Genomic DNA, 17,789 nt, shown 5'->3' with positions numbered 1-17,789 from the left:
GGCGATCCTGACGGGAATGACGGGTGCGGAATGGGCCGGTCCCGATGGCGGGCCGGCGGCGGTTCACATCTCGGTGATCATCTTGATGACGAGGTAGCTGTCGAAGGTTTCGGTACCGCCTTCGCTGCCGATGCCGCTGTCCTTGATTCCGCCGAAGGGAAGTTCCGGAAACGCCATGCCGAAATGGTTGATGTTGACCATGCCGGCCTCCAGGGCGCGGGCGGCGGCGTTGGCGGTCTTCAGTGCGCCGGTGAAGACATAGGCGGCCAGACCGTAGGGAAGGCTGTTGGCCCGCGCGACGGCCTCGTCGAAGCCGGTGAAGGGCACGATGGCGGCGACCGGCCCGAAAGGCTCCTCCGTCATCAGCCTGGCGGAATCCGGCAGGCCGGCGACGATGGTCGGCGCGTAGAAATGGCCGGCATCGCCCAGCCTGCGGCCGCCGGTCACCAGCTCGCCGCCCTGGCCGACGGCATCCTCGACGAGGTCATGCACCGCGTTCAGGCGGCGGTCGTGGATCAGCGGCCCCATCTGCACGCCGTCGTCCAGCCCATGACCGACTTTGACCGCCTCGACCGCCTGGGTGAAGCGGGAGACGAAGCGGTCATAGACCGAGGCCTGCACGTAGAAGCGCGACGGGCTGATGCAGGTCTGGCCGGCGTTCCGCAGTTTGCGGTTGGCCAGCGCGTCGGCGGCCTGCTCGACATCGGCGTCGGCGAAGACCAGCACCGGCGCGTGGCCGCCCAGCTCCATGCTCATCCGCTTCATATGGGCGCCGGCCATTGCGGCCAGCTGCTTGCCCACCGGCACGGATCCGGTAAAGGACAGCTTGCGCACGATGGGCGACTGGATCAGATGCCGGGACACCTCGGCCGGAGCGCCCCAGACGATGTTGAGGACACCCGGCGGCAGACCGGCGTCATGCATGATCCGGGCGAGAGCGACGACCGCGCTGGGCGATTCCTCCGGTCCCTTGAGGACCATCGCGCAGCCGGCACCGACGGCGGCGGCGACTTTCTTGATCGCCTGGCCGAACGGAAAGTTCCATGGGCTGAAGGCGGCGCAGACGCCGACCGGCTCCCGCGTCACCAGCTGCCGGATCGACGGATCGCGCGCCGGCACCACGCGCCCATAGATCCGGCGGCACTCCTCGGCATGCCAGTCCAGAAACTCGGCCCCGTTGATCACCTCGGCCACCGCGTCGGCAAGCGGCTTGCCATTGTCCAGGGTGATGGCGCGCCCGATCTCCTCCGCCCGTTCCCGTGTCAGATCGGCGGCGCGGCGGAGAATTGCGGAGCGTTCGACCGGGGAGCTGTCCCGCCAGCGTTCGAAAGCGCGCTGGGCCGCCGCCAGAGCGGCGTCGAGGTCGGCGGCGGTCGTCCAGGGCAGGCGGCCGAGCAGAGCGCCGGTCGCGGGATCGCGCACATCCTGGCCGTCGCGCTGGTCGGCGCTCAGGAATTTGCCGTCGATGCAGGCGAAAAGTGGCGTGTACAAGCGGAAACTCCTCCGGTCTGGCGGCGTCTTGGAAGCGGTCAGCGGACAGCCGCGGCCGTCACGGTGGCTTGCGGCTGCGGAAACCGCGGGACGGTGGACGCGGCGGCCGATGGCGCCTCCGAGTCGGGCAGCGCCATGGTGCAGAAGCGGCTCAACTGTCCGGCCGCGTCGTCCCGCCGCCCGGCGGCGGCGACGAAGCGGTCGGGCCGGATCAGAACCCAATCGATCCCCTGCGGCCCGAACCAGGCCTGAAGATCGTTATCCACGTCCTGCAGAACCGTGACCGCATTCGTTGTCGCAGAGGACATCGCCGGGGACGGCCCTGCGGGCAGACCGCTTTCGCCGTCGCCGCAGCGGGACCGGACGCCGAAATAGCGGTCGCATCCCAGCCGCTCCAACTGCGCCAGCAGCTCCGCCGGGGCGGATGCCAGCGGATCGCAGCGCCAACCGATCAGCGCGAAGCGCGAGCCGACCAGGTCGTCGAGCTTGCGGACTCCGCCATCGGCGGTTTCCACGTTCGGCTGGATGAACATCCGCCCGACCAGCGCATCGCGCGCCGGATCGCCGCTGTTGACCACCACGCCCTTGGCGAAGCGCGGCATCGGCTTGAAGCGCATCTGCAACACATAGTCGCGGACCGGCGGCAGGCGGCGGATCGCCATCAGGAAGCGGTCGCGCAGCCATGCCAGCGCCGGATTGCGCATCGACAGAACCGCTCCGAACTGATCGGCGAGGTCGATCATCGCCTTGGCATGGGCGTGGCGTTCGTCATGGTAGCTTTGCAGCAGCTCGGGCTTCAGGCGGCCCTGAAGAATCCAGGCCAGCTTCCAGGCGAGGTTGTAGGCGTCGCGCAGCCCGGCATTCAGCCCCTGGCCGATCCAGGGCGGCGTGATGTGCGCGGTGTCTCCGGCAAGGCAGACCCGGCCGACGACGAAGGATTCCGCTACACGCGAATTGTGGGTGTAGACCCGCGCCCGTACGATGTTCAGCCTGTCGGGATCGGCGACATGGCCGCGCAGCAGCTCGCGCACCTTGTCGGGAGCGAGGATCTGCGCGTCATCCTCGCCGGGGAACATCATGAATTCCCAGCGGCGCAGCCCATAGGGCAGGCGCAGGCAGACATAGGGGCGGCGCGGTTCGCAATGCAGGGCAGTATAGGGGGCGTCGAGCGGGTCGGCGTCGCACTCGATCACCGCCCATTTGTGCGGATGGGTCTGGCCGAGATAGGGAACCTTCAGCAACTCGCGCACCGTGCTGCGGGCGCCGTCAGACGCCACCAGATAATCGGCGCGGATGGTGCGGCGTCCACCGTCGGCATCGCGCAGCGTGGCGGTTACGCCCGCATCGGTCTGGGCGAGCGTTTCCAGCTCTACGCCGGGCTGGAGCGTGACATGGGGGAAGCGCTTCAGACCGTTGCGCAGGGTCGTCTCGCCGAGAGGCTGGGAGAAGAGATTGCGCCGGAACCAGCCATATTCCCGCGTCCGCGGCAGGATCTCGGCGCAGCATTGCCGGTCCGCCGTATATAGGCGCATCGGCACATTCTGGATCATGTCGCGCAGCATGAGTTCGGCGAGGCCGCAGGACTGGAAGGTCCGCAAGGCTTCGTCGTCGAGGCCGACGGCGCGCGGGTAGTTGAGAATTTCCGGGCTGCGGTCGATCAGCAGCGTTTCCACGCCGTAGGTGCCCAGCAGGTTGGCGACGGTCACGCCGACTGGCCCGGCCCCGACGATCAGGACGGGCACTGCGATGTTTGCGGATGGGGTATCGGTCATCTTGCGGCCCTCTGCGGAAAGCTGGGGATCACACCGCGGTCAGCAGACGGCTGTGCTGGCTGACCATCAGGGGGCGGACCGCCTTGCGGAAGGCGGTGAAGCGCTCGTCCTCCATCAGGATCCGGCGGCGGCGGACCCGCTCGTCATAGCTCTCGTAGCGCCACAGGAAGACGAGCTGGTTGAGATCGCCGCTTTCCGGCTGCATCAGCGCCACGAGGTCGCCGAGAATCTCGCCCTGAACCGCGCGTCCCATTTCGTTGTAGAGGCGCAGATATTCCCGGACGCCGCCGGGCGTCAGCGTGTAGCTGCGCATTTCGATGATCATGATGCGTCACTCCCCTGGCGTTTGCGGCCGCTCGGCTCTTGCCGTTTGGTTCTGGCCGCTTGTGTCGGAACTCGGTTCCGGCGGGGTTCACAGAAGAAAGTCGCGGACCACGCGGTTGAATGCGGCCGGCTGGTCGTCGTGGACGTAATGCCCCGCGTCTGGAATCACCGCGTCGGTCAGGGCCGGATTCAGGGCGCGCATGGCCTCGACCTTTTCCGGCTGCAGATAGTCCGAGCGTCCGCCGCGGACCACCAGCGTCGGGCAAGTCAGTGCGCCGACATGCGGCCGCAGATCGACCAGGCGCGCCGGATCGGGATCGAGCCGGGTCGCCGTGATGCCGGCGTGGTCGTAGCGCCAGGTGAAGCCACCGCCGGGCACCGGCTTCAGCATGCTGCGCAGCCGCTGCTGCCGCGCCTCTTCCGTCACCGTCGGGCGCAGGTTGCGCATGAAGAGGCTGGCGGCCTCCCAATCTGCAAAGCTGGCCGGCGTCCCGGTCATCTCCCGCCGGATGCGGGCGGCGCCCGGACTGGCTTCGAAGGCGCCGGGACCGGCGTCCTCGATGATCAACCGGCGCAGCCGCTCGGGATGGAGGGCGGCGAATACGATGGCGTTGATGCCGCCCATCGAATGCCCGAGCAGATCGAATCTCGCCAACCCCAGCGCGTCGGCGATGGCCAGCAGATCGCCTACATAGGTGTCGGTGTAGTAGTTCCGCTGCGGATCCCAGTCGGTTTCGCCCCGCCCGCGCTGGTCGTAGGCGATCACGCGGAACTCCGGCTGCAGGGCGTCCGCCACCCCGGCGAAGGTTTCCGCGAAGCCGCGGATGCCATGGAGCATCACGACCGGCCGGGCGTCCGCAGGTCCCCATTCGATCACATGGAACCGCAGGCCCGCATGCGGCACCGTCAGATCGCGACGCTCCATCGCCATGTCAGACCAACCCGTCCTGGCCCTTGACATCGGACGCCTTCAGGCCGCCGAGACGGGCATGCAGCCGGCCGCGTGTGGCGAAGGCCCAGCAGACCAGAACCTCGTCACGGTTGGGGGCATCGTTGAAGCTGACGCTGACCGTGTCGTAATGCGAGCGCACATAGAGCGCATCCTTGTGGGCCAACGGGATGTCCAGCACCGTGCCCGGCACGCCGCGCTTGCCGGTGGACGGCACCCAGGACTTGCCGCCGCCGAGCGCGTCGCGGATCGGGTTGGCGGCGGGGTTGGTCAGCAGCGCGTTGCCATGCTCGTAATCGCCGTCGATGCCAACCAGAATGGCTTTGCCGTAGCTTTCGATGGTCTGACCGGCGGCGGCCTCCTGGATACGCCGGCCGAATTCGCGGCCCAGTTCGGGCGAGGCGTCGATCCAGGCGCTCAGATCCTCCTCATACCGGCCGGCATAGGGGTTGTGGATGCAGGCGGCGATGACGATCTTGCGCAGCATCTCGCCGTCGGCCGGCTTGCCGCTTTCGGTCGCCAGCGTGTCGTCGATCTGAAGGAACCATTTGCGGATGTGATAGGCGCCGAAATTCGGGGCTTTCATGGGAAAACTGCTCCTCGATGGGACGGTTGGAAACGCCTGGGTATCAAGGCGGCGTCAAAGCGGTGTCAGGGTGAAGGGTTCGCTGGGGGCGTTGTGCCGGTTCAGCACATCCTTCCCTTCCTCGTCGCCATGCACCGTCTCCAGGAAGAATTCGAAGCGGTGGCCGTCCGGGTCGGTGAAATAGAGGCCGATGCCGACCTTGTGGTCGGTGATCTTGACGATGGGGATGTTCTTGCGCAGCAGCATGCCGTAGAGGCGGCGCAGCTCGTCCATATCCCCTTCGATCTCCAGGCCGTAATGCTGCATGTTGATCGGCCCGCGCAGTTCCGATGGCGCCGGGGGCAGCGTGTCGGGATCGGCCTGGATCAGCGCGATGTCATGGTGCTTGCGCCCGAAGGACAGAAACACCCATTGCTTGCCGCGGGCGGTTTCGACCATGTTCAAAACGTCCTTGTACCAGGCGGCCGTTTCGAACGGGTTCTTGACGTAGAGAGCGAGATGCGTGCGCCGGATGCGCGGTTTCACATCGTCGGAAGCGCCGGTCATGGTCGCGTCCTCCCGGTCAATTGATGGATTGGGGATGGGCCGAGACGGGCGCGACATGGGGGGTCCAGGCGACCGCGGTGATCTCGCTGAAGTCGCGCCATTCCTTGTACCAGCTGCGGCCGCCGTCGGTGGAGCGCAGCAGATGCCCGTATTTGGTCCCGGCAAACACCAGCGAGCGGTCCGAGGCATGGGCGCCGAAGGCCCAGACGGTGGAGTTCGGCGGCGTGTGGATCAGCGTGCGCGCCCAGGTGACTCCACGGTCCTCCGAGCGGTAGATGGCCGTCCGCGTGCCCGGCGTGCCGTCGCCGATGGCGAGCAGCAGTTCGTTGCCGTTGTCGCTGACCAGCTGGATCGTGCGGGTATAGTACATCGCGTCGAAACGTTCCTTCGACGCGGTTCCCTTCCAGCTGCGCCCGCCGTCGCCGCTCTCATAGACCGAATTGACGGTGAGGATGAGATGCTTGACCGGCTCCGGGCGGGCCGGCGGCAGAACGGCGATGGAATGGATGTCGGAATTGCTGATGGTGCTTTCCGGCGTGTCGATGCGCGTCCAGCTGTCGCCGGCATCGTCGCTGCGCCAGGCACCGCCTTCCTCCACCCCGAACCACACCTCGTTTCCGTTCACCGGATTGACGCAGATGGTGAGGATGCGCGGGCGGTGGACGCCGGCGCAGAATTCCGGCAGCTCGACGCCGAGATCGGTCCAGCTCTCTCCGCCGTCGCGGGAGCGGAACATGCGGCCACGCGACGGAGCGCCCGTTCCGGCATAGACCATCTTCGGATTCTGCGGGTCGAAGGCGATCGCCCACACCGCCATGCCGTTCATCGGTGAGTCGACCAGCCGGAAATGCGCCCCGCCGTCGGTGCTGAGGCACATGCCGACATCGGCACCGGCGAGAATCCGCGCCGGTTGCGCGGGATCGACGGCGAGCGAGCGGACGGTGCCGTCGAACTCGATGGCCTCCTTCAGGCCGAGGCGATGCCAGGTGGCGCCGTTGTCAGCGCTGCGCAGGATGCCTTGACCGGCGGTTCCGACCAGTATGGTTCCCTTCATCACTTCCTCCCAGAGATTCCGTCGATTACAGGAAGATGCCGCGGGTGATGCCGCCATCGACGGCGATCGATTCCCCGGTGATGGCTGCCGCCCGTGGCGACGCCAGGAACAGCGCGACGTCGGCGATCTCGTTCGGCTGAAGAACGCGGCGGATCGGCGTCACCTTGGCGTAGTTCGCCTCCACCTCGGCCGGGGTCAGGCCCTGCAGTTTCGCTTCCTTGGCATAAAGCTCATGGATGTGCGGCGTCTCCACCACGCCGGGATGGATGACATTCACCGTGATCCCGTGCGGGCCGAGCTGGTCCGACAGCGCCTTGGTCATGTGGCAGATCGCCACGTTGCGCATCCCCGACAGTTGCTTGCTGCCGCGCCCGGTCAAGCCGCCGATGTTGATGATCCGGCCATAGCCGCCGGCCTTCATGTGCGCCGCCGCCGCCTTGGCGCAGCGCATGTAGCCGACCACCTTGATGTCGATGTCCTTCAGCAGGCCTTCGGGATCGGCCTCCTCGATCTGGCTGCGGACCAGGCCGCCGGGATGGGCGGCACCGTTCACCAGGATGTCGATGCGGCCGAAATGCGCGGCGACGCGGTCCATCATGGCGGTGACCTGGGCGGTGTCGCTCACGTCGGCGGGGGCCGCCAGAATCTCGACGCCGGTTTTCTCGGTGATCGCGCGGGCGGTTTCCTCCAGCGGGCCGGCGCTGCGCGCCACGATGGCGACCCGCACACCCTCCGCCGCCAGGGCTTCCGTGATTGCGCGTCCGATGCCCATGCTGCCGCCGGTCACCACGGCGACCTTTCCCTTGAGAGACAAATCCATAATCGATCCTTTGGGTAAAGCTCCGCCTCCCCGCGGACTGCGCGGGCCGTCAAGGCGTCAATTCCGTTGATGGCCGGTCAGAGGGTGCCGGCCGCAGGGTTCGGGCCGGAAATGCCGGTCAGAGCGCCATTTCGATCAGGGCGGGGCCCTTGACCACGAATGCGTTCTTCAGTTGCTCGCTCAATTCGTCCGTCGTCGCCGCCCGGCTGGCGGACACGCCATAGGCCTGCGCCAGCTGCACCCAGTCGATGCGGGGATTGTCGAGGCTGGTCATCGCCTCCGCCTGCGCGCTCAACGCGGCACCGCCGCGCCGCAACTCGTTGCGCAGGATGGCGTATTGGTGGTTGGCGGCGATCAGAACCACCACGTCCAGCCCCTCGTGGGCCAGCGACCACAGCGTCTGGACGGTGTATTGCGTGCTGCCGTCGGACAGCAGGGCGACCACCTTGCGGTCGGGACAGGCGACCGCAGCCCCCATCGCGACCGGCAGGCCCTGGCCGATGGCGCCGCCGGTGTTGGTCAGCGCGGTGTGTGGCCGCGCACCCGCCGAAGCGGCGTAGAAGGGATAGCCGCAGGTGCCGCCTTCCACCGACACGATGGCGTCGTCCGGCAGTTCGCGCGCCAGCACGGCGGCGATGCCCGCCGGTGTCAGCGAGCCTTCGGGGACCGCGGGAAGATCGACGGGTGCCGCCGTATAGGCCGGTGCGTTCAGGGCGTCGGCAATCGCCTCCAGCCGCTCGGCGGCATTCTCGCCGGGCAGGCACAGGGTCAGCAGCCGTTCATCGCCGACCATCCGGCTGTCATGCCCCTCATAACCGAAATAGGTGATCGGAGGCAGCGCACCGACCAGAACCACCAGATCCGCCGGATCCAGCGCCTTGCGGGCGGGTTCGGGGAAATAGGGCAGGCGGTCGAAGCCCGGCAGTCCAACCCCACGCTCGGAGCGCGACGGGAAGGTTTCCGCATAGGCATGTGCCGGCAAGATGGCGCAGAGCCGTGCCGCCGCCCGTTGCGCCCGTGCGCCCAGGCCGCTCTCCGGTCCGCCGCCGCCGAGCAGGAACAGGATGCGTCCGGCGGATTTCAACCGATCGGCCGCCGCCGCCGCGTCGAAAGGCGCATCCTCCTCGACGGATTCATCCCTGCCGGCGGGCGATGCGCCGTCCGGCGCGCCCGCGTCGCAGGGGGCCATCTGGAAATCGGCGGGAAAGATCAGGGTGGTTCCCTGGCCGCCATTGTTGCGCGTGCGGTCCACCGCCTCCATCGTCGCCAAGGCGATATCCGCCGTGCCGGCTATCCGGTGGACCCAGCCCGAAACCGGCCAGGCGAGGGATTCGATGTCGGACGTCAGCGGGGCGTCATAAGGAAGGTGCCAGCTGGTGTGATCGCCGATGATGTTGACGATCGGCGTGCGTGCGCGGCGTGCGTTGTGCAGGTTGGCGATGCCGTTGGCGAAGCCCGGACCCAGATGCAGCAGCGTCGCCGCCGGGCGCTCCAGCATGCGGCCATATCCATCGGCCGCGCCGGTGCAGACATTTTCCTGAAGACCAACGACGCAGCGCAGTTCGGGTGCTGTTTCGAAAGCCCTCACCACGTCCAGTTCGGTGGTGCCGGGATTGGCGAAGCAAACCGACACCCCCTTTGCCCGCAACGCGGCGAGCATAACCTCGGCTCCGGTCATGTGCGTTCTCCTTATGATTGTTAGTTTATCAAACTGCGGCATTTTGCCAACAGAAAAATGCGACAAACCGAGAAAAAAATGCTGTTTTATCAAAATATGGATTTTTGGCCGAAAAATTAGACGTCCCGCATCAGGCCGCGCCGCCGATGGAGTGCATGAAACGCTCGGCATGACGGCCCAGAGCGTCGGCCTTCGCGTTGACATCGCCGATCTCCCGCTGCAGTTCGCCTGCGGCGTGGTTGGCGGAGAGGGCGGAGTCCACGCATTGGGAAAGGCGCCCGGTCGCCGCCGCGGTCCGGTCGGCGACATGATCGATGCCGCGGGCGATTTCGGCGGTGGCGGCGCGCTGTTCCTCAATGGCCGCGGCAATCGCGGTCATCACGTCGCCGAGCTGGGAAATGGTTTCGGAGATGGTGCCGGTCGCGGCAAGGGCATCCTGAGCGACCGCCTGGATCCGGCTCACCTCCGCCGTGATGTCGTCGGTGGCTTTCGCGGTCTGGTTCGCCAGGGTCTTGACCTCATTCGCCACGACCGAGAATCCGCGCCCCGCCTCGCCGGCGCGGGCGGCCTCGATGGTGGCGTTCAGCGCCAGCAGATTGGTCTGGGAGGCGATGCGATGGATCAGCGCGACGATGCCCTCGATCCGCCGGGTGGCGTCGTCGAGGCGTGTCATGATCGCCATGGCGGCATCGGCTTCGCTTCCCGAACGTTCCGCCGCCACAAGGCCCGCCGACAATTGGCGGCTGATTTCGGTGATCGACGCCGAGACTTCGGCGGCGGCGGCCGATATGCCGTCCGCAGCGCTGTGTGCGGTGCCGACCGCCGCGGCGCCGGAGCGCGCGGCATCGCTGGCATCCGAGACCAGTTCGCAGGTGCGCCGGGCATCCTCCGCCGCCTTGCGGGCCGCATCGGTCAAATGCCCTTCGACGAGGCGAACGTTGGTGCTGAACTCATCGGAAAGGCGGCGCAGCACCTCGGCAAAAGCCTGCTGGTTCCGCTGCTCCGCGTCGCGTGCCGCCACCAGCGCGTCGATGTCCTGCCAGAAGCACAGATGCACGCGGTAGCCGCCGATGGTGCAGACCATCAGGGTAACGGAGACGTGGAAAAGCGTTCCGTCCTTGCGCCGATGCTGCCATTCGAAGCGGTGATGCCCGTCGCGTTCCGCCGCCTCCACGATTTCGCCGCCGACATCCGCCGACATCCGGCCATCCGGTTGGCGTTCGGGATCGAAATCGTCCGTGGTGTGGCCGACAAGCTCTTCCCGTCCGCCACAGCCGAACATGCGGACGGCCGCGTCGTTGCAATCCACGATCACGTTGTTGTGCAGCAGCATGTAGCCGTCGGGCGATGAATCGAAGATGTGCCTGACAAGACGCCGGCGAAACCTCCACCCTCCCGGCTGGCCGCCGGTCATCGCATCGAACATTCCTGCTCTCTCCTTCCACCCGAAAGACAAAAGAAAAATGCCGCGCACCGCTTGGATGGAAGTGATGCGCGGCTCAGTTCAGTGAGGGGCGGTTCGAACGGGGTCGGTCAGAAGCGCGCCAGCAGGAAGATTTCGGCGACCGTCGAGTTTTTGGTGCCGCCCAGCAGTTGCTTGCCTCCGCTGTCGGCATTGAACTGGCCGACGCCGCCGCTGACGCTCAAATTCTCGGTCGCCTGCCAGTCGACCACGAAATTGACCTCCTTGCCGACCCGGTCGGAGGCGATGCCCACCGGCTTGCGGTCGAAGTCGAAGATGTAGTAGAGCGCGGTCAGCGTCACCGTATCCAAGGGCTGGATGGAAGCCTGGAGCTGGTGGACGTTCACATTGGTGTTCATGATTGGAAAGAAATACTGGCCGGCGATTTCACCCTGGAACCAGGTGCCCCAACCGCGAATGCCAGCGCCGTAATGCAGCGGGTCGAAGGCTTCGCTGGCGGCGGTTCCCGGCTTGTCGCCGCTGAAATGGCTGTAGCGATAGCCGAATTTCGGCGTCCAGCCGACCTGAGACAGTGTGTAGTTGGCCTCGCCGTACCAAGCGTTGGCATCGACCTCCGCCACCGACCGGCTGTTGCGTTCCTTGGTGAATTCCCCCGCCAGGAAGAGATCCGGAACGCCGGGGATGAACGCACCCTGTGCGCGCAGGCTGTAGACCCGCATGCCGTCGCGGGTCGGCAGCTTTGAATCGCTTACCTTCAGCAGGCTGCCGCCGACGACGTTCTTGCCGTCGGGACCGCTGTGCCATTCCAGATTGGTGCCGTATATGACGTCGGAGGAGCTGTTGGAATCGCTCTTCAGCCGGAAGACGTCGGCATGGAAGGGCTTGACGTCGACCCGTGCGACCACGCTCGACGGTCCCCAGCCGTTGCGGGGCGCGAGCCAGTAGGCGCCTTCCTTCGGTCCGTCGGCATTTCCGTCATTGATGAGAAACCCATCGCCGATGTTGAAGGGCTGGCGTCCGGCGCTGATGTCGATGGCGTTCTCCCCCAGCGCCGAAAACAGCGTCCCGGATCGCCAGCCGGCATAAAGATGGTCGAGGGTGAAACGCCCCTGGCGACCCTGCGCGATGCCGCCAGCGTCGCCGTCGCCGGCGGTTCCCGCCCCAACGATGCGGGCGCCGCCGTAAAAGGCTCCGGCCGCTTCGGTGGAATAGGTCAGCTTGCCGCTGGGTGCGATGAAGCCTTCGGTCCAGTTGCGGTTCCTGTCGATGCCGCCGCCCGGCTTGGCGACGCCGGCTCCGAGATTGGCGTTGCCGACATGGAAGACACCGGCCCCGGCGGTCAGGCCGGCTTCGAAGGTCAACCCATCCTTGTCGAAGACCGTCACGTCGGCATGGGCGGTGGTGGCCGTGAGTGCGAATCCCCAGACCGCGCCGAGAAGAAGGCGCCGGATTGTGGGCGCACCGATCGGTGGCGCAAAAATTTGCGCATCGGACATTGCAAGAGCCTCCATGTTCTTCTGGTTTTCTTTTTTAGAGCGCGTGCCCGGCTTGGGCCGGGCATTCGCGTTTGGAGCAACCGGCCGGGATTATTCGAAGACCCGGCCGAGGTTGGCGTAGAGTTCCGGCTTGCGACGACGGATGTGGGTGGCGAAGGCCGCCCCCAGCAGACCGACGGCGATGACGATGACCGGGAAGGAGTCGATGATCAGGTTCTCGGCGCCGGCCAGCATCGAAAGATTGTTCACCACCAGAACGAAGGCGCAAAGCAAACCCAGCATGGAGACGATCGGCGCAACCGTGGTGGTCCAGCCACTGTGGGAATGGCTGCACTTGCGGAAGTAGGAGATGATGGCGACGCAGACCAGGATCTGGACGGCCAGAATGCCGAGCACCGCGAGAGCCGACATCCAAGAGAAGATCAGCGTATAGGGGTCGGAATTCAGAACCACGAAGATGCCGAGGACGGCTGCAGCGGACAGGCTCTGGAACACGCCGGCCACATGGGGCGAGCCATGCCGCTCATGCACGGTACCGAGGATCTTCATGGCCAGCCCTTCGCGGCCGAGGGCGAAGAAATAGCGGTTGAGCGTGTTGTGGAAGGAGAGCAGGCAGGCGAACAGGCTGGTGATCAGCAGCGCATTCATGGCTTGGCTCGACCAGACACCGAGGACGCTGTCGGCCGCAGCGAAGTAGAAGGCCGCCAGGTTGGAATTCGCCGCGGCCTGTACCTGCGACGGTCCGTAAAACTGAACGATCGTCCAGGTCGAGAAGGCGTAGAACAGGGTGATCAGGATGACCGCGACATAGGTGGCGCGCGGAATGGTCTTTTCCGGGTTCTTCGCTTCCTCGCCGAAAATCGCGGTCGCCTCGAAGCCGACGAAGGATCCGATGACGAAGACGAAAGCCACGCCGACGCCCGGACCGAACACGACGGCCGGTGAGAAGGAGGTCAGGCTCATTCCCTCCGTTCCGCCGCCCTTCAGCAGGATGCCGATGTCGAGCAGAAGCAGAATGGCGATTTCGGCGATCATGCAGACGCCGAGAATGGCGCCGGAAAAGGCGATGTTGCGTCGTCCGCACAGCATCACGACGACCAGGGCCATATAGGAATAGGCCCACCAGGGCAGTGTGACGCCGAGCGGGGTCAGCGCCGCGGAGGTGTACACGCCGAACAGCGCGTAGATGGCGATCTGGATGGCGCTGTAGGTCAGAAGCGCCATCAGCGCGCCGCCGACGCCGGCCGGCTTGCCGATGCCCTGCGAGATGTAGGTGTAGAAGGCGCCGGCCCCGCCGACATGGCGGCTCATGGCGGTGAAGCCCGCTGCGAAGATGATGTAGAGCAGCCCGGCCAGCAGGAAGGCTCCGGGCACGCCGGCGCCGTTGCCGAAGGCGAAGGCCGGCGGCGACGCCCCGACCACCGCGGTCAGCGGCGCGGCGGCGGCGACGACGAAGAACACGATTTCCGTGACACCGACCGAATTCTTGGCCAGGCGCTCAGACCCGGCGGGTGCTGTGTCTCCCGTATTCATGATAGGTCCTGCCTCTGTTCATGCGCGTGGCATTCTCTTTCTGCACGATATGGGCCACGGCGATATTGGATTTATCCGTGCGCGATTTGGGGCGGGCGTGCATGTGGCACCGCCAATTTGAAAGGCATTCCGAGCGGTGACGCGATTTGCGTTCCGTTGCCCTCAGGCCGGCAATGCGACGCACACCGACTTGGTTTCCAGATAGTTGTTGAGCACTTCGGCGCCATGTTCGCGGCCGATGCCGGATTCCTTGAAGCCGCCGAACGGCATGGAGGCGTCGAGCACGTTGTGGGTGTTCACCCATACGGTGCCGGCCTTGAGGCGCGCCACAGCGGCATGCGCGGTGGCTATGTCGCGCGTCCACACCGAGGCAGCCAAGCCATAGCGGGTGTCATTCGCGCGGGCAATCACGTCGTCCATATCCTTGAAGGGCATGGCCACCACCACCGGTCCGAACACCTCCTCGCGGACGATCTCCATAGTATCGCCGGCGTTGACCAGCAGCGTCGGCTTGACGAAATAGCCGGGGCCGTCACCCGCCGCCGCCCCCGACAGCGCCTCGGCGCCATCCTCCAGCGCGCGTTCGACGAAGCCCAGCACGCGGTTCTGCTGCTTGGCGGAAACCAGCGGGTTGATCTGGCTGTCCGGGTCGAGTCCGCTGCCCATCTTCAGCGACCGCGCCATGCCGGCGATGTCGGCGACCACCCGGTCGAAGATGCTGGCATGGGCATAGATGCGCGAACCGCAGGCGCAGACCTGGCCCTGGTTGAAGAAGACGCCGAGATTGGCGGCCAGCCCGGTCAACTCCGAGTCCATGTCCGGGAACATGATCATCGGCGACTTGCCGCCGAGTTCCAGCGAGAAGCGGGCCATGCGCGATACCGCGGCCAAGCCGACACGCTTGCCGACCTCCGTCGATCCGGTAAAGGCGATCTTGTCGATGCCGGGATGAGCGGCGAGCGCCGCGCCCGCCTCGGGGCCGGTGCCGGTGACCACATTGACGACACCGGGAGGAATTCCGGCCTCCAGGCACAGTTCGCCCAGCCGCAGGGCGGTCAGCGGGGTTTCGTCGGCAGGTTTCAGCACCACGGTGCAGCCGCAGGCGAGCGCCGGACCGATCTTCCAGATTGCCATGCCGAGCGGGAAATTCCACGGGATGATCGCGCCGACGACACCAACCGGCTCGCGCACCGTATAGGCATGGTAACGGGCCGCACCTGGGGCACGGGTCGAAAGATTGAGCGTGGAACCTTCCAGCCGGGTCGCCCAGCCGGCCATATAGCGCAGGAATTCCACCGCACCGCCGACTTCCAGCGCCCGCGACATGTGGATCGACTTGCCGTTGTTGATGGTTTCGAGCTGGGCCAGCTCTTCCCCATTCCGCTCGATCAGATCGGCAAGACGATGAAGCAGCCTCTGACGCTCCGACGGCGTCAGCGACGACCACGGTCCTTCCAGCGCGCTGCGCGCGGCACGGACGGCGACATCGACGTCGTCGGCCGTGCCGGCGGCGACATTGGAAACCGCCGTTCCGGTGGCTGGGTCCATCACAGCCATGGTGGCCGAGGATGCGGCGGACGGTCGTCCATCGCCAACAATCAGGCCGTGCTTCCGCTTCAGAAATGCGTCCACCTCGGGTAGCAGGCGGATTGCCGGTGTTTCGGTGCGTCTCTCTTGAGTCATGACTCTATCGCTCACTGTATGGGAGTTTTTGTTTTGCTGACAGATTTTCTGTCATGCCGATAGATCGGCTTGTCGATGATCATTCCGCTTTTGCCTGTGGCAGGCTTGACCATGCATGCCATGTTTTTGACTTTCAGCGACAAACGCGCGGGTACCCAGGCTGTTTTTCGAGCAGTTATCGGGATTTTCGCGGAGTGAGCAAAATTTGGGCACAGGAGTAAGAGGCTCGAAATTCGAAAGGAGACGGCTTTTAATGGCAGGGGCGGTGAGGGATGAGGGGAGGATGGGCACAAAAAGACGGCGGCCGCAGTGGGGGCAGTCCCCGTCCGATTGCGCGGGGCTGGTTTTCCAGTTTTTAAAGCATACGCCGCAGTGCGTCCTTGTCCGGATCGCGGTCGATCAGCCGGTGCTTGAGCGCGCCAAGGACATGAACGGCAACCAGGCCAAGCAACGTAAAGGCGAGAATTTTGTGCAGCCACTGGAATATCTCGAAGTTTCCGTCATTCTTCGGCAACAGTTCCGGGAGCATTGTGAAAAAGAACGGCACGCCGTCGCTTTGGGTGTAGGAGCTGGACATGCTGTAGCCGAGCAGCGGAACGATTAGGGTCAGCGCCATGATGATCCGCTGGATGTTGCGTGACAGGAAAACCTCCCACGGTGCCAGCCCAGGAGCCGGCTTAGGGAGGTTGGAATTCGCCCGTATGATCATGTGCACCACGGCCACCAGGAATAGCAGAACGCCAAATTCCTTGTGCGTTGGGTAAAGCACCTCATATTTCGACGGTACTTCGTCGGCCAGGGACACCATGATCCAACCAACCGTGATTAAACCAAGTATAAGTACGGCACGGAGCCAATGCAGAAGACGCATTGGCAATGAATAGCGTTCATGCCGACTGCTCATCGACGTTCCCATGAGCTATCTCCGGATTTTCGTTGCTTGGCTTTCTTGAAGGAAGAAATTGAAAGACCCTGGCGCAGCAGCGAGGAAATTGCTGGCGCTTACAAGAAGGAAAGCAGGATTTTCAAATAACTGACAATCGATCAACCTTCGGTTTTCAGCATGCTAAAGAAATATATTCTTATACGATTGGCAATCCGTATTAGAGGCGACCAAATTCCAAGTGCATTGATAGAATTTTTACCGATGGGATTATTGGCTTTGTGAGCTTAACTTTCGATCGGTCTGCCGATGGTTTTTCAAACTCTCAGGTTGAACTGATGATCTCCTTTTGAACAGACCGTCTTGTCGATAATCTTTTATCATACAAACGATGAGGGCTTGATAAAAGACGACAAAATATTGACAATAGACGCCAGCGCCGTGTGATTTTGGCTGTTAACGAAGCAACGATGGCAAGCACCGGAAAAGAGCCTAAGCTTTGGGCAATCGTGACTCAGTGCCTGATCGACGGCCTGAAGCGGAAGGGGCGAACGCCCGACACCCTGCTCAGCAGTTTCGGACTGTCGGAGGAAACACCGCGCGAGCCTTATCGGGAAATTCCCCTGCGCAGCTATGTGTCCGCGTTCGAAGCGGCGGCGGTCCATGTCGGTGATCCGAATTTCGGGCTGTTCGTCGCCCGTGACATTTCTCCGTTCGCGCTCGGCCCGATCGGGCTTCTGTTCATGAGCGCCACGACGCTCGGGGCGGCATACAAGGGCTTCATCGATTATATCTGGCTGGCGCAGCAGGGCACCACCAGCTGTGTGGTTCGCGATGGCGACAACTGCATCTTCCGCTACCGGATCGAGGATTCACGCATTCCGCGGAAGCGCCAGGATGCCGAGTTTTCCATGGCGATGCTGGTGCAGATGACGCGCGCCTTCGTAGGCCCGACCTGGCGTCCGCTCGAGGTACATTTCGAACATGCGGCTCCGGCGAACCTTCAAGGACATCAGGCGCTGTTCGGCGCGCCGCTCTATTTCGACCAGGCGGCCAACGAGTTGGTCTTTCCGGCCAGCGATCTGGCGGTTCGCGGCAACATGATCGATCGGCGCGTCAGCCCCATCGTCGAGCATTATCTGGAGATGCTGAACAGCCGAAAGGCGGCGGCGCGGTCGCTGAACGACGATGTGCGCCGGCTGGTTTCGGATCATTTTCCGGGTGACGGCCAGTTGGCGGCGCAGGACGCGGCGCGTACCTCGGGAATGTCGTTGCGCACCTTTCAACGCGCGCTGCGCAAGGGTGGCGAGAACTTCTCCACCATCAAGCAGGACAAGAGACGGGCGCTGGCGGAGAATTATCTGGCGGCGTCGGACCTTTCGATCACCGAAGTCGCTCATATCCTGGGCTATGCGGATGCCGCATGCTTCACCCGTGCCTGCCGCCGCTGGTTCGGGATGACGCCCTCGGCCTACCGCAAGGCGACCCGCAACGGTGACAGCCCCACCTGACCCGGAAGGCGACGTTGGTTCTTTGATTGCGGGCACGGGA

Annotated in this window: 15 protein-coding genes; 1 reads left to right on the top strand and 14 read right to left on the bottom strand. The window is 64.8% G+C overall.

The window, feature by feature from the left end:
- Window positions 1-63 precede the first annotated feature (63 nt).
- The 14 genes from FZ029_RS31235 to FZ029_RS31170 all read right to left on the bottom strand — a co-directional run bounded on the left by FZ029_RS31235 (window position 64) and on the right by FZ029_RS31170 (window position 16,271).
- On the bottom strand, window positions 64-1,491 hold the full coding sequence (locus tag FZ029_RS31235; RefSeq protein ID WP_149273934.1) for an NAD-dependent succinate-semialdehyde dehydrogenase: 1,428 nt from the start codon (window positions 1,489-1,491) through the stop codon (window positions 64-66).
- A gap of 38 nt (window positions 1,492-1,529) precedes the next feature.
- The gene (locus FZ029_RS31230; RefSeq protein WP_149273932.1) at window positions 1,530-3,263 is read right to left on the bottom strand and encodes a bifunctional 3-(3-hydroxy-phenyl)propionate/3-hydroxycinnamic acid hydroxylase; all 1,734 of its coding nucleotides are present in this window, start codon (window positions 3,261-3,263) and stop codon (window positions 1,530-1,532) included.
- 28 nt (window positions 3,264-3,291) lie between these two features.
- Window positions 3,292-3,588 carry an NIPSNAP family protein gene (locus FZ029_RS31225; protein WP_149273930.1) on the bottom strand — a complete coding sequence of 99 codons (297 nt, stop codon included), beginning with the start codon at window positions 3,586-3,588 and terminating at the stop codon, window positions 3,292-3,294.
- A gap of 87 nt (window positions 3,589-3,675) precedes the next feature.
- Window positions 3,676-4,518 carry an alpha/beta hydrolase gene (locus FZ029_RS31220; RefSeq protein ID WP_211104268.1) on the bottom strand — a complete coding sequence of 281 codons (843 nt, stop codon included), beginning with the start codon at window positions 4,516-4,518 and terminating at the stop codon, window positions 3,676-3,678.
- A gap of 1 nt (window position 4,519) precedes the next feature.
- Window positions 4,520-5,122: an amino acid synthesis family protein gene (locus FZ029_RS31215; protein ID WP_149273929.1), complete on the bottom strand. Its 603-nt coding sequence runs from the start codon at window positions 5,120-5,122 to the stop codon at window positions 4,520-4,522.
- A 54-nt stretch (window positions 5,123-5,176) separates the two neighbouring features.
- The gene (locus tag FZ029_RS31210; RefSeq protein ID WP_149273927.1) at window positions 5,177-5,668 is read right to left on the bottom strand and encodes a VOC family protein; all 492 of its coding nucleotides are present in this window, start codon (window positions 5,666-5,668) and stop codon (window positions 5,177-5,179) included.
- 16 nt (window positions 5,669-5,684) lie between these two features.
- On the bottom strand, window positions 5,685-6,722 hold the full coding sequence (locus FZ029_RS31205; RefSeq protein ID WP_149273925.1) for a glycosyl hydrolase: 1,038 nt from the start codon (window positions 6,720-6,722) through the stop codon (window positions 5,685-5,687).
- Between the two features lie 25 nt (window positions 6,723-6,747).
- Window positions 6,748-7,542 (bottom strand): SDR family oxidoreductase, encoded by a 795-nt coding sequence (locus FZ029_RS31200; protein ID WP_149273923.1) that lies wholly within the window; start codon window positions 7,540-7,542, stop codon window positions 6,748-6,750.
- Between the two features lie 118 nt (window positions 7,543-7,660).
- Complete coding sequence (locus FZ029_RS31195; protein WP_149273922.1) at window positions 7,661-9,220, bottom strand: acetolactate synthase large subunit; 1,560 nt, start codon at window positions 9,218-9,220, stop codon at window positions 7,661-7,663.
- Between the two features lie 130 nt (window positions 9,221-9,350).
- A complete protein-coding gene (locus FZ029_RS31190; RefSeq protein WP_247892585.1) occupies window positions 9,351-10,634 on the bottom strand; it encodes a methyl-accepting chemotaxis protein in 1,284 nt (427 codons plus the stop codon).
- A 119-nt stretch (window positions 10,635-10,753) separates the two neighbouring features.
- Complete coding sequence (locus FZ029_RS31185; protein ID WP_188052135.1) at window positions 10,754-12,139, bottom strand: alginate export family protein; 1,386 nt, start codon at window positions 12,137-12,139, stop codon at window positions 10,754-10,756.
- 90 nt (window positions 12,140-12,229) lie between these two features.
- The gene (locus FZ029_RS31180; protein ID WP_149273918.1) at window positions 12,230-13,672 is read right to left on the bottom strand and encodes an APC family permease; all 1,443 of its coding nucleotides are present in this window, start codon (window positions 13,670-13,672) and stop codon (window positions 12,230-12,232) included.
- 162 nt (window positions 13,673-13,834) lie between these two features.
- Window positions 13,835-15,355 (bottom strand): aldehyde dehydrogenase family protein, encoded by a 1,521-nt coding sequence (locus tag FZ029_RS31175; RefSeq protein WP_149273916.1) that lies wholly within the window; start codon window positions 15,353-15,355, stop codon window positions 13,835-13,837.
- 355 nt (window positions 15,356-15,710) lie between these two features.
- The gene (locus FZ029_RS31170; RefSeq protein ID WP_211104267.1) at window positions 15,711-16,271 is read right to left on the bottom strand and encodes a cytochrome b; all 561 of its coding nucleotides are present in this window, start codon (window positions 16,269-16,271) and stop codon (window positions 15,711-15,713) included.
- Between the two features lie 437 nt (window positions 16,272-16,708).
- On the opposite strand from FZ029_RS31170, the gene FZ029_RS31165 reads away from it, so the two are divergent.
- Window positions 16,709-17,749, top strand: a complete 1,041-nt coding sequence (locus tag FZ029_RS31165; protein ID WP_149273914.1) for an AraC family transcriptional regulator — start codon at window positions 16,709-16,711, stop codon at window positions 17,747-17,749.
- Window positions 17,750-17,789 lie beyond the last annotated feature (40 nt).

It is taken from the genome of Azospirillum sp. Sh1 (assembly GCF_008365135.1).
Classification (GTDB): Bacteria; Pseudomonadota; Alphaproteobacteria; order Azospirillales; family Azospirillaceae; genus Azospirillum; species Azospirillum oryzae.
Note: the sequence above shows the minus strand (reverse complement) of the source record. Positions and strands in the feature narration are given on the sequence as shown.